The organism is Chryseobacterium sp. POE27 (genome assembly GCF_039727685.1).
In the GTDB taxonomy this organism is placed as follows: Bacteria; Bacteroidota; Bacteroidia; order Flavobacteriales; family Weeksellaceae; genus Chryseobacterium.
The window spans coordinates 2,955,492-2,967,232 of the sequence record NZ_CP152475.1; the positions used below are offsets into that span (position 1 = coordinate 2,955,492).

13 protein-coding genes are annotated in these 11,741 nt (G+C 37.2%); 3 read left to right on the forward strand and 10 right to left on the reverse strand.

Annotated features, from left to right (window positions below; translation table 11 throughout):
• The first annotated feature begins 38 nt into the window (after positions 1 to 38).
• Positions 39 to 1,880, forward strand: a complete 1,842-nt coding sequence (locus AAHI02_RS14010; RefSeq protein WP_346983768.1) for a M1 family metallopeptidase — start codon at positions 39 to 41, stop codon at positions 1,878 to 1,880.
• A 723-nt stretch (positions 1,881 to 2,603) separates the two neighbouring features.
• Positions 2,604 to 3,362: a type III pantothenate kinase gene (locus AAHI02_RS14015; protein ID WP_346983769.1), complete on the forward strand. Its 759-nt coding sequence runs from the start codon at positions 2,604 to 2,606 to the stop codon at positions 3,360 to 3,362.
• Between the two features lie 103 nt (positions 3,363 to 3,465).
• On the opposite strand, the gene AAHI02_RS14020 is transcribed toward AAHI02_RS14015, so the two are convergent.
• The 10 genes from AAHI02_RS14020 to AAHI02_RS14065 all read right to left on the reverse strand — a co-directional run bounded on the left by AAHI02_RS14020 (position 3,466) and on the right by AAHI02_RS14065 (position 10,287).
• Positions 3,466 to 3,897, reverse strand: a complete 432-nt coding sequence (locus tag AAHI02_RS14020; RefSeq protein WP_346983770.1) for a nucleoside deaminase — start codon at positions 3,895 to 3,897, stop codon at positions 3,466 to 3,468.
• Between the two features lie 113 nt (positions 3,898 to 4,010).
• Positions 4,011 to 4,226, reverse strand: a complete 216-nt coding sequence (locus AAHI02_RS14025) for a hypothetical protein (RefSeq protein ID WP_346983771.1) — start codon at positions 4,224 to 4,226, stop codon at positions 4,011 to 4,013.
• Positions 4,227 to 4,230: 4 nt separating this feature from the next.
• Positions 4,231 to 4,818, reverse strand: a complete 588-nt coding sequence (locus tag AAHI02_RS14030) for a hypothetical protein (protein WP_346983772.1) — start codon at positions 4,816 to 4,818, stop codon at positions 4,231 to 4,233.
• A gap of 85 nt (positions 4,819 to 4,903) precedes the next feature.
• Positions 4,904 to 5,824 (reverse strand): WYL domain-containing protein, encoded by a 921-nt coding sequence (locus AAHI02_RS14035; RefSeq protein WP_346983773.1) that lies wholly within the window; start codon positions 5,822 to 5,824, stop codon positions 4,904 to 4,906.
• 151 nt (positions 5,825 to 5,975) lie between these two features.
• Positions 5,976 to 6,143 carry a hypothetical protein gene (locus AAHI02_RS14040; protein WP_346983774.1) on the reverse strand — a complete coding sequence of 56 codons (168 nt, stop codon included), beginning with the start codon at positions 6,141 to 6,143 and terminating at the stop codon, positions 5,976 to 5,978.
• Between the two features lie 169 nt (positions 6,144 to 6,312).
• Complete coding sequence (locus tag AAHI02_RS14045; RefSeq protein WP_346983775.1) at positions 6,313 to 6,867, reverse strand: hypothetical protein; 555 nt, start codon at positions 6,865 to 6,867, stop codon at positions 6,313 to 6,315.
• On the reverse strand, positions 6,867 to 7,550 hold the full coding sequence (locus AAHI02_RS14050; protein ID WP_346983776.1) for a hypothetical protein: 684 nt from the start codon (positions 7,548 to 7,550) through the stop codon (positions 6,867 to 6,869). Before AAHI02_RS14050 ends, AAHI02_RS14045 begins: the two co-directional genes overlap by 1 nt.
• A 69-nt stretch (positions 7,551 to 7,619) precedes the next feature.
• Positions 7,620 to 8,216, reverse strand: coding sequence for a DUF2589 domain-containing protein (locus AAHI02_RS14055; RefSeq protein WP_346983777.1), 597 nt, complete (start codon positions 8,214 to 8,216; stop codon positions 7,620 to 7,622).
• 345 nt (positions 8,217 to 8,561) lie between these two features.
• Complete coding sequence (locus tag AAHI02_RS14060; protein ID WP_346983778.1) at positions 8,562 to 9,599, reverse strand: patatin-like phospholipase family protein; 1,038 nt, start codon at positions 9,597 to 9,599, stop codon at positions 8,562 to 8,564.
• 187 nt (positions 9,600 to 9,786) lie between these two features.
• A complete protein-coding gene (locus AAHI02_RS14065; protein WP_346983779.1) occupies positions 9,787 to 10,287 on the reverse strand; it encodes a M15 family metallopeptidase in 501 nt (166 codons plus the stop codon).
• A gap of 155 nt (positions 10,288 to 10,442) precedes the next feature.
• Between AAHI02_RS14065 and AAHI02_RS14070 the strand changes: the two genes are divergently transcribed.
• Positions 10,443 to 11,741: a DUF4113 domain-containing protein gene (locus AAHI02_RS14070; protein ID WP_346983780.1), complete on the forward strand. Its 1,299-nt coding sequence runs from the start codon at positions 10,443 to 10,445 to the stop codon at positions 11,739 to 11,741.

The window sequence follows — 11,741 nt, forward strand, 5'->3', positions numbered from 1 at the left end:
ATTTTAAATACATATCTTTAAAAAAAATAAAATTTTAAATGAAAAAATTGGTTGCAATCCTGTTTGCGTTTATCATTTCTCAGTTTCAGGCTCAGCAGGGGCTTTATTATCAGCAGAATGCGAAGTATAAGATGGATATTGATGTGAATGCTGAAAAATTCACTTATGAAGGTAAACAGACTTTAGAATATAAGAATAATTCACCGGACGAGCTTAATGTAGTATATTTTCATTTATACTGGAATGCTTTTAAACCTAATTCAATGATGGATCAGCGCGTGACTGCACAGGGAAAAAACGGTGATTCGCGATTGCAGAAAGATGGAATTTCAAGACTGGCTTCCATCCCAAAAGATCAGGAAGGCGCACAAAATATCCACTGGATCAAACAAAACGGTAAAAACCTGAAGTTTGAAGTTCAGGAAACCGTGATGAAAGTATATTTGGCAGAACCGATTAAGCCAAATTCATCAACAACGTTTACCCTCGAATGGGATGCTGTCATTCCACAGCAGATCAGAAGAAGCGGAAGAAATAATAAAGAAGGAGTGGATATGACGATGACACAATGGTATCCGAAAATTGCGGAATATGATTATGATGGCTGGGCAACCTTCGACTACATCGGAAGAGAATTTCATGCACCGTTTGCTGATTTTGATGTAACGATTAAAATAAATAAAGACTACGTGATCGGAGCAGGCGGAATTCTTGAAAATCCTGCAGAAGTAAAAGGATACGATGCGAATGCAAAAATTAAAGCAGATAAAAATAAAGCGACCTGGAAATGGACGGCAAAAAACATTCTCGATTTTGCCTGGGCTGCGGACAAAGATTATATCGTAAAAAGTTTTGATGTTCCCCAAGGTCCAAAAGTTTTCCTTGTGTATCAGAACAACAACAAAACAAAAGTATGGGAAGAGGCAGAGCCGTATCTTACAAAATATTATCAGTTAATGAATTCCCACTTCGGAAAATATGTTTATCCTACCTACGCATTTATTCAGGGTGGTGACGGCGGTATGGAATACGGAATGTGTACCATGATTTTGGGAGAAGCTAAAAATATCGAAGGATTAATGGGGCTAATGGCTCACGAAGGCGCACATTCCTGGTATCAGCAGATGCTGGCTACCAATGAACCGATGCGCCCATGGATGGATGAAGGATTTACCAGCTATGCAGAGGGGTTTGTGATGAACCAGTTGTTTCCTCCGGCAAAAGAACTTCCGAATCCTTTTGTGAATTCAATCAATGCCTACAGAAATTTTGTTAAAAAAGGAATTGAAGAGCCGGCAGTCTGGCTGGGAGATCACCACGACAACGGTACTTCCTATACGTATGCCACTTATGTAAAAGGAGAATTGTACCTGGTAGAGTTGGGGTATATCATGGGGGAGCAAAATTTAGCGGAAACATTAAAGCAATACTACGATCAATGGGTGCTGAAGCATCCTACCGACAGAGATTTCCTGCATATTGCGCAGCAGGTTTCAGGGATGGATCTGAAATGGTTTCAGCATTACTGGATCAATACAACTAAAACGATCGACTACGGAATCAAAGATGTGAAGTACGATGAGAAGTCTACCACCATTACATTGGTCAATAATGGGCAGATTCCGATGCCGATAGATTTCAGTGTGGTGACGAAAGATAATAAGCTGGTTAATTATCAGATCCCGATGAACATGACGCATACATGGAAAGAAAAAGATCTGTATGGAGAGTTCAAAACAATGCCTTACTGGCCTTGGACTCAAAAAGAATATACGATCACCGTTCCTTACAGCAAATCTCAGTTGTCTGCTTTAGTAATTGATCTTAGTCAAAGACTGGCAGACGTGAATCTGGAAGATAATGTTGTTGAAGTGAAATAGATTTTCAAAAATAGTAAATAATTGCCGGTCTCATAACTATTATGATTCTGGTATAAAAGTTTTTGATGAACCATTTTTTCGTATATAATTGCTACTGAAAAATTACAAGAAAGGCCGTCTTCACAATTTGTGAGACGGCCTATTAATTTTGACATAAATAATAAATCTACATATTATCCATGCGGAATTATATTATTTAGAGTTGATATAATGCAAAATTACAAGGAAATACAATATCTTTTAACGGAACTAGGGCATCCTATAACTGACATATATGTAAGACCTGGACCAGGATTTAATTGGCATCCCATAGCATACATCCCATCGACACATTCTTGTGTATATCCTCCCTGTACATTTCTAAGGCTTTCTCTTGAAAGTTTTTTTTAAGTTTTTCATAATTATTAATTTGTTTAATTTCCTACTCTTTGTCAAGCTTTTCGGATTCCGCTTTAATTTTTTTTCTAAATTAATGAATTTTACTTATAAAGCAAGCTGTTATTTCAAAAGTTTGTGATTTTTAATTTATATACAAAATCAAATAATTTTAAACATGAAGAGCCTGTTTTGATGATGATAAAAATTATTTTAGACAACCCACTGCTATATTAAACTACGGTGATTCTCTCATTAAAATATTCGAGATAAATTCGTTTTTCGCTTATATTAAAATCATTAAATTTAGAGCCTTAAATAATAGAGATTCCACTTTACAGTAAATAAATGAATTCGATCGTAATTAATGTAGGAAACAGCAATATCAGATTTGGTCTTTTTAATGATGACAACTGTGATATTTCATGGGTGATCAATACCAAACCTTACAGAACGGCAGATGAATTATATGTTCAGATGATGCTGCTGTATCAAACCTATAAAATTGAACCAAAAGAAATTGATAAGGTAATTGTAGGATCAGTAGTGCCTCAGCTTACAAAAGTAATGAGTGCGGCTATCCGTAAGATTCATGATATCAGCCCGGTGATTGTTGACCGGAATACTCCTTCCGGGGTTCAGGCAAAATCTAAACAGATGGGGACTGATATTTATGCCAATCTTGTGGCGGCTCACAATATGTATCCGGACAGAAAGAAGATTGTCTTAGACTTTGGAACGGCACTTACAGCGAGCTGTGTTGCAGAAAATGGAGAAACATTAGGGGTCATCATTGCTCCGGGGATTATTACGGCTTTAAATTCACTCATCAGTCAGACGGCCCAGCTTCCGGAAATCGAACTCGTAAAACCAAAAACGGTTTTGGGATTAGATACCGTAACCTGTATGCAAAGCGGGATGGTCTACGGATTTTTGGGAATGGTGGAAGGTTTTATCGACAGGATCAATGATGAGGTGGAAGACAGCTGTTTTGTAGTAGCAACAGGTGGAGTTTCTCATGTTTATAAACCTCTTACGGATAAAATCCATGTGATGGACAGGCTTCACACGTTGAAAGGACTTTACTTTTTAGGAAAAGATTTGTAGAGTGAGGTTGAGGCTAAGGTTAAAGCAAAGCTAATAAAATTGTTTTCTACGGCTGAATCATTTATACGAGTTACTAAATTTCAACCTCAACCTTAATCTAAATCTATCTTTTTGATTTAAAGAATTCTTTTACAATGGAAGAACATTCATTTTCCATAATTCCTGTTACGATTTCTGTTTTGGGATGAAGGGAAAGATGTTTATTGATAAATCCGCGCTGCTCGTCTCTTGCTCCGATCACTACTTTTGAGATCTGCGCCCATGATAATGCTCCCGAACACATTACGCAGGGTTCCAGCGTTACATAAAGCGTGCAATCTTTTAAGTATTTTCCGCCAAGAAAATTCGCGGCGGAAGTAATGGCCTGCATTTCTGCATGAGCGGTAACGTCATTTAATGTTTCGGTAAGATTGTGGGCCCTAGCAATAACACGATTATTGGATACTACGACACAGCCAATCGGAACTTCGTCCTTCTCCAGAGCGAGTTCGGCTTCGCTAAGCGCCATTTTCATGAAATATTCGTCGGTAAACATTTTAGTCAAAATTTAAATTAAGAGGAATCGGCTGAATGGTTTTAGGATCAAAATGAACAACAGGCGGATTTGATTGTATGTTAGCAAGCTCCGTTAAATATTCATCATTTCTTTTAAATTCCAGAGCATTTAACTCTTTTTCCTTTAGCAAATGAAGGGCTTTGAGCTCTTTTTTTTGAGAGTTTTACAGTAGTAATATCTTTGTATCTGGATATGATATTTTCAAATTCAGGAGCATATTTTTCCTTGATAAGCCGCAATCCCTCTGTTTGTTGTGAACTATAAAAACTGAGTATTAAGATAGAAAGGAAAGAGAAATATTTCTTCATAAAATTATTCAATATTCATCGTTAAAGGAAGCCTGAAACGATATCTCACCGGGTTGCCATTGACGATTGCCGGAGAAAACTTCTGCGAAACCGAATAAAGTGCGATTTCGGCCTGTCTGTTGAACGTGAAGTTATCTCCCTGCGCTTCAACATGAGTGATAGTACCATCTTTTTCAACGATGAAGGCTACGATTGCTTTTACGGTTTTAATTTCTGAATAGACGCCTCCGAGATAAAAAAGATCCGCAACCTCTTTTCGGAGTTCATTAATTCCTCCGGGATAATCTGCTGTTTTATCGATCGCTGATGACGTAATAATGGGAGCTTTCGCAGAAGAATCGGTTTTAATCAAGTTGAGTCTGGAAAGATCTTCCAGGTTTTTTGTCTTTAATAAAACGCCGGTCAGGGCAACATTTTCAATACTGTCCATCTTCTGCATGAAGAGCAAATAATCCTGTTTTATAGAAAATTTCCGGAAATTATCTGTCTCGGTATCAAACTTTTTCTTGAACTCGGTGCCCAGCATGGAACGGTGCTGGTTGTAGTATTGCTTTACGAGCCTGAAATCTTCGGTTTGCTGCGAAAAACACAAGGCAGGGATAAAGCAAAAAAAGATACAGAAAAAGGAGTTTCACTTGGATATATTTATGTAAATGTACTCAAAATATCTTACATTTTCAGTTTTCAAGATAGCTGTTCAACGACTCCTGCAAATGTTTTCTGATCTCATCAACTAAGCCTTTAGGTTCCAAAACCTGCACTTCTTTTCCGTAGGATAAAATTTCCTGCATAAAATCATACGTAGGATGCAGAAAGAATTCAAAAAACATCTCTTCCGGTGTTTCTTTTGTTTCTTTCTGAGACTGGTGAAGCGGGAAACTTTTAATATATTCTCCCTGATGTCTGCTGCATTTCAGAACAATTTTCTGAGGATTTTGAGCGGTAAGATTCATGACACCGAAAGCATTTTTAAAATGTTCTCTGAAATTATATTTATACTTTTCCCTGAACTGTTTGTCGCTTACATCAAGATAATTAATCCTGTCCAGTCCAAAAGATTTCAGCGCTTTATCTTTCGTGTCAATGGCGATGAGATACCATCTGTCTTTGGATTCTTTCAACGCTAAGGGATGAACTTTACGGGAGGTCATCAGCTTATTTTTGTAATTGTAGTGTTCAAAGGAAACAATTCTTTTGTTTCTGATCGCAAAAAACAGATCATAGAAATGTTCAACTCCGGTGGGCTTTCTGCTTTCAAAAAAGATAAAATCTGAAAAATCCGGATGAAGATTCAGGGCATTGCTTACCTGGAAAGATTCGAGTAATTTCTGGTTGTATTCGTCGACTTCCATAATGGGCCGGCTTTCGATATAATATCGGTTATCTCCCTTCTTTTTGTTGTGGATAGACAGGTTGAAAAGATCAGAAATCTCACGGATATCTCTCTGCAGAGTGCGGATCGAATAGCTTTTAATATCGGCATCCTGAAATTCGAAAGAGTTGAGCAGATACTCCTCCAGCTGCCCATACGTAGCAGGAGAACTTTCCAGTCTTTTGATGATTAAAGCATATCTTGTCAGGTAAAAGTCTTTTTTCATTATTAAAAGTTTCTGACACAAATATATGGGCTTAATGCGACAAAAGGTGTCGTGTTTTATTTTTGTGGATAAGTTTTAGAAGTTATTTTTGATAATTTTATCCTTTTGCGGTATTAACAAATAGGCTTAGGTAAGAACTGTAGGATGTGCGTCACATATCTTTCTCCAGAATATCATTTTTGAAATCTTCTCTGAAGAAATTTTCAATATCACTCAGGTAGTTTTCGTAATCTATGTCTGTGTTTTCGATCTCGGCCCAGTCGATGGTGTAGATATCTTCATTAAAAACAATATCTGAATTATGATTTTGTGTTTCCATAGAAAGAGTTTTGTATTGGGCTATAATTTTTTGTTTGAGGTAAGAATCAGACTCGGGACTGAGAGTATTATTTGATGTTTTCATGGTTATTAATTCTGATTCAAAGGTATAATCGGGTAGCGACAGAACTTGACGTGATAAAAAAAATAACTCAAAACTGAGTTATTTTTTAGGTAAAGTCGTTTAATTCTATTTCGTCGCTCATCAGCATAAGAATATCCATTTCCGAGAGTGATGATTTGAGTCTGACTGCGCCCATCCTGAGATCGTTGTCAGATAAAATATAAATCCAGATTTTCCTGATGAAATCTTCAAATGGGAGGCTTTGATCGTAAATCTGCGTGTGAGTCTGAGCGGTAAGTGCCAGTAGCTGCTTTACAATTTCCCGACAATCGTTCATCTTTTTCTCATAAGGCGTTAGTACGGTGAGTACGGTATTCTGGACATCATATAAAATTCCGGCGGCTGTTTTTACCTGATTTTTTTTGATGTTTGTCCCTCTTCCTTCTGTCATTCTTGCAGCAATTATTTTGCTCCTGAAACCCGCCAGTTCAGATACTTCGCTGATATTATAAGTAGAGAAGATGTCTTCTGAAGATTTCAGCCAGAACATTATTTTGTCGACGAAGTAAGGATCTTTTTTTTCAAGAGAAGAAACGATTCCGGGAAACTCCAGCAGTTTTTCTTTGAGCTGGCTTACCAAAATAAACTGTGATTTTCTCATTATTCAGGAATTAAAGTTTCAATAATATTTCCGTTGATATCTTCGTATCGTGACCATTCCATTCCGGATTCGCTTACACTCATTTTTGCATAGATGAGGTACTTGGGGTCGATGCTCATGAGTTTGCTTGCCTCTACGATGATTTCATTTTCTTCCACTTTTTCAATGATTTTTCTGGCTTCAAGAAGCGTGCGGTCTCTAAGGCTTTTCTGTAGTACCTCAGATTTTACCTGGTCCCATTTGAAATTTGGTAGACTTAAACAGAACTCCGTAATATATTCTGGAATGATATCGAATTTTTTTTCCTGTTCTGCAGTAAGAGTCGGGGTATTTTCTTTTTTTATTTGATCAATAATATCATCATAATACACTTCCATATCAATCAAAAAAGCCTTGAGTTTCTGATCATTTGAAGTATCAGAAGCAATGTAGCCCGTTTTCATCACTTTGGTAATTTCATCATAAGCGAAATCTCTCAGCTTGAGAATGGGCAAAACTCCACCTTGGGCAAAAGGAATAGTAAGGTCTACAGTTCCTATTTTCATTCTCGGGATTGAAAAATTTTTCAGCATGTCGTCTGCTGCATATTCTCTTGCAATCTCCAGTGTCTGCAAGTCGGCCATTTTTCGGGAAGAAGCAATTTCTGAAATAATTCCTCCCAGGTATTCATTTAATTTTGGCATGACGGTTTTTTTTAAGTTAATAGAATGATAGAAAAGGATGGCTGCATGAGCAACCATCCAAAAAAAAGATTAATTGTTGACTGCGGAAATGCTGTCTTCCAACATATCCATAACTCTTGCAAGCCCGGCCGGCAATTCGTCGTTTACCGCTCTTACATGAACACCTAAAGTGTATGTTCTTTCGGTTGTTGAAGTGCTTGATGAAGTTTTTTTGTATGATGCAGATGCATTAAACTTCACTTTCCAGAATTTTGCACTTATGCTTGCAGAACCACTGAATTCACTTGAAACATTCTGAGTTTCCACAGAGTTTAATTTAGCATTGAAATCAATGGTAAGTTCATCAATTCTCAGAGCAGGAATAGTAAGCATTGCCAGAAAAGGAACTTTCAGATTAACTTCTGAATCAATGAACGGGTTGCTTGCTGTCCCACTTGTTGCTGTTGAATCATAATCCGGATTAGGAACTGATTTTTTGTAATTAAAATCTACATACTTTAATAGATCAGGCTGTCCGCTGGTTCCCGGAGTGAAGCCTACTTCTTTAATGAAGTTCACCTGAGAGATGGATGCGTCATGTTGCGCTTTTACCGCAGCCTGTAACGGACCGCCGATATAAACGCTGAAATCCAAGCTGTTTAATTCTTGTACTAAATTTGTTGCCATAATGTTAATGGTTTTTTAAATGGTTAATAAATTGATTATATAGCAGTGCTAGCAAACTGATATGATTGAGTAATACATATCCTGTTCAGCTTTGGAAGCTGAATCTTAAGAATTGAATATGTCTGAGGTTTTATAGTCCGGGAATTCCGACTATTGAATTTTCTAAATAAAAACTACAGCGCTGTAGAATATTTTTCATGGTATTTAGTTTTTTGGTTATTGTTTTTAATCCTAATTCAAAAATACTTTACCGTGGCGACAGAACTTGACGTATAAAAAATAAAATTTTTAAAATTTAAATTATAAGGTTTATAGCTTATTTGTTGGGTTTATAAGCAAAAGGGCTTATATTTTATTTTTGATCAGCTTTTGAACGATTTGATTTAGGATCTCTCTGTTGTCATCAATGTAACTTAAACCTGCCTGTATAAGATTTTCAATATTTGATCTTCTTACATTATCCATTGCCGGAGAAGCGTTTTTCAACGAAGGATTGAGGCGGTAATAATTTTTCTGGTTTCTTTGCCCAAGTGTCTGGAACATCTGGCAAAGCTGATAATCTACTGTTTCTGCGTTCGCCGACATTAAAATGTCAATAATAGGATTTACCCAGCTTATTTTTCCGGCTTTTTCCAGCTTTTTGAAAGAATAAGATCTTGCTTCAATACCAGTTCCGATGGAAATAATAATCATGTCGTTCACTACAGGATGATTGGTTTTCTGATGATTTTTCAAAACCTCTGCAAAAGAAATTTTCCGGGCTTCGGCATAAGCACAGAGTGAAGGATTATTTGCAAACATTCCGCCATCAATCAGACTGAAGATCTGCCCGTACATCGACTTGATCTGAACCGGCGAAAAATAGGTTGGTGCTGCTGAAGTTGCCCTACAAACGTCTTTTACATAAAAGTTGTCCGTACTCAGGCTCGCCTTCCATGAATTGAATAGTTTTGCTCTCCTGTTCTCGATGTCATAGCTTGTTATTAAACAAGGTTTTATTAATTCCTTTAATTCTAAATTTCCAAAAAAATCATTCAGGTTTTTTTTAAGTGCTTCCTGAGATATCTTTTCATTAATCAACCCGAAAGGATTGACAAGTCTTTCCCAAAAAGAAACCTGGAATATGTCGCCACCTTTTTCAGCGTATAGTTCCAGCCCTTTCTGGATGGAATATTTTGCTTTCCGGTGTTCATCGGGACATAGAATAATAGACGCAATCAGTCCTCCTGTACTGCTTCCGGCAACAAAGTCAAAATAATCACCGAGTTTAGCGCCCGGCTTATCATGACTCTGCAGTTGTTCTTCTATGTAGCGCAGGATAATGCAGGTAATTATTCCCCTGATTCCGCCCCCGTCCAAAGAAAGAATGGTTGTCTTTTTCATTTGATTTTACTTTTTTTTGGAGAAATCCCTGACAATATTAGACAACTAAAACCAATAGATTCCGGAAGAAATGACTATTGGTTTTAATTTTTTATAGAGATTGTTTTGGTGTTTCTCTAAAGCAAAAGTAGGCGCAGAAAGCGACAGAACTTGTCGTGTTTAAAATAATTTCTCAAATAATGGAGAATTAAAATACCACATAATCATCTTTATCTCTTTTCATTTTAATAAGTGTTCTCCAACTTGTTTTGATGGTACCTTTTTCGGTAGACAAAGATTTTTTCTCGAAGTGAGGAAGGTCTTTAAATGTTTTCCAGTTTCCGCCCCAGTCCCAACCATATTTAGCGAAAATTTTTACACATTCATACCAGTCGGCTACTCTGTCATTGTCCCAGTCTTTAAAGGTATCCCAGCTGGCTGTTTTTCCGTCGATCATCAGACAGATATCAACGGCCAGTCCGTAATTATGAATGCTTTGCCCGGCTTTGGCATTGGTCACTTTTTTTCCGGTAGTAATTCTTCCGATAGCGTACAGTTTTTCCTGCTCTTCAAAGCTTCTAAGGCCTTGTGTGATCCTTATCTTCGCTCTTCCGGTTAATGCTGCGTTGCAATCTTTAATAATCTGTTTTACCTCTTCCCTTACCAAAGGGTGAAGCTTTTCAATTCTCTGTAATGTTATTTTATCCATATCAATAATTTTAAAGTTTTGAAAAACAAAATTATAGGCAGTAAGCGACAAAACGTGACGTGTTTAAATAAATTAAATTACTGTATATCAAATATTTAAATTTAATGTTAAAATTTCTATTAAACATAATATTATATTATAAAAGTTCTAATTTTGTGCATCGAACTGTCCCGTTTTTCATCATGTATGCTCTGGTAGATTGCAATAATTTCTTTGTTTCCTGTGAAAGGACTTTAGACCCTGCGCTTGAAGGCAAACCCGTTGTGGTACTTTCCAACAACGACGGATGTGTTGTGTCCCGAAGCAAAGAGGCAAAAGATCTCGGTATTCCTATGGCGGCGCCGGCTTTTAAATATAAAGAGCTGTTCAAAGAGCATGATGTTAAGAGTTTTTCCGCAAAATTTGAATTGTATAATTTTAAAAGTCAGCAGGTTATTAAGATTGCGAAATCATATGTGCTGAATCATGAAGTATATAGTATTGATGAGCTGTTTCTGGATTTCACAGGCTATAAATACATCAATATCCATGATTATTGTACTGAAATCAAAAACAAAATCAGGCTGGAGGCCAATATTCCGGTAAGCATAGGTATTGCACCTACAAAAACGTTGTGTAAAGTGGCCAATAGGATTGTGAAAAAATATCCTGAAAATTTTGACGGAGTATTTATATTAGACACCCCTGAAAAAATCGAAAAAGCTTTAAAATGGCTGGATATTGGGGATGTTTGGGGAATCGGCCGCAGGCTTGCCGTAAAAATGCATGATAACGGCGTTCATAAAGCCTGGGATCTGTTGCAGAAGCCTGAAATGTGGGTTCGTAAAGTGATGGGAATTCACGGAGTGAGAATGATTAATGAGCTGAAAGGAATCCGCCAGCTGGAGCTGGATGCTCCGTCGCCTAAAAAGTCTATTGCAGTGACCAGAAGTTTTATGGAAATGCTTACCAATAAACAAGATGTACGCGAAAGGGTAGAAACTTTCGGAATGTATTGCTCTGAGCGCCTGAGAAAACAAAATACATGTTGCAGGATGGTAACGGTCTTTGTGCAGACCAACCGCTTCCGGAAAGATCTGCCGGAATATAAAAATGCAGTCACACAGATTCTTCCGAACCCCACCAATTCTTCAATTCTTATAGGAAGGGTGGTGAATGAACTGTTTGAGGCTGTTTTCAAGGAAGGGTTTCATTATAAAAAAGCCGGAGTGATCGTTAATGATTTTGTCCCTGAAGATCAGAGATTAATTAATCTTTTTGAAGAAGATACACAAAACCAGCATCTTCCGGTAATGAAAGCGATGGATGCGATGAATAAGAAATTCGGGAAAGATAAAGTTCGCCTCGGAAGCATGAGCGGAGACAATACCTACGGCAGAAAACAGCTTTCACCGGAATACGAAGCTTTTCTTAAAAATAATACCTTCACGGAAGCCAATTTCAGATTTCATTAA

Bases quoted from the DNA above. Each gene is read 5' to 3' on its own strand.
- AAHI02_RS14035 (WP_346983773.1), bottom strand. From the start codon at position 5,824: ATGAAAAAAGACTTTTACCTGACAAGATATGCTTTAATCATCAAAAGA.
- AAHI02_RS14025 (WP_346983771.1), bottom strand. From the start codon at position 4,226: ATGAAGAAATATTTCTCTTTCCTTTCTATCTTAATACTCAGTTTTTAT.
- AAHI02_RS14015 (WP_346983769.1), top strand. From the start codon at position 2,604: ATGAATTCGATCGTAATTAATGTAGGAAACAGCAATATCAGATTTGGT.
- AAHI02_RS14045 (WP_346983775.1), bottom strand. From the start codon at position 6,867: ATGAGAAAATCACAGTTTATTTTGGTAAGCCAGCTCAAAGAAAAACTG.
- AAHI02_RS14060 (WP_346983778.1), bottom strand. From the start codon at position 9,599: ATGAAAAAGACAACCATTCTTTCTTTGGACGGGGGCGGAATCAGGGGA.
- AAHI02_RS14020 (WP_346983770.1), bottom strand. From the start codon at position 3,897: ATGTTTACCGACGAATATTTCATGAAAATGGCGCTTAGCGAAGCCGAA.
- AAHI02_RS14010 (WP_346983768.1), top strand. From the start codon at position 39: ATGAAAAAATTGGTTGCAATCCTGTTTGCGTTTATCATTTCTCAGTTT.
- AAHI02_RS14040 (WP_346983774.1), bottom strand. From the start codon at position 6,143: ATGGAAACACAAAATCATAATTCAGATATTGTTTTTAATGAAGATATC.
- AAHI02_RS14065 (WP_346983779.1), bottom strand. From the start codon at position 10,287: ATGGATAAAATAACATTACAGAGAATTGAAAAGCTTCACCCTTTGGTA.
- AAHI02_RS14055 (WP_346983777.1), bottom strand. From the start codon at position 8,216: ATGGCAACAAATTTAGTACAAGAATTAAACAGCTTGGATTTCAGCGTT.
- AAHI02_RS14050 (WP_346983776.1), bottom strand. From the start codon at position 7,550: ATGCCAAAATTAAATGAATACCTGGGAGGAATTATTTCAGAAATTGCT.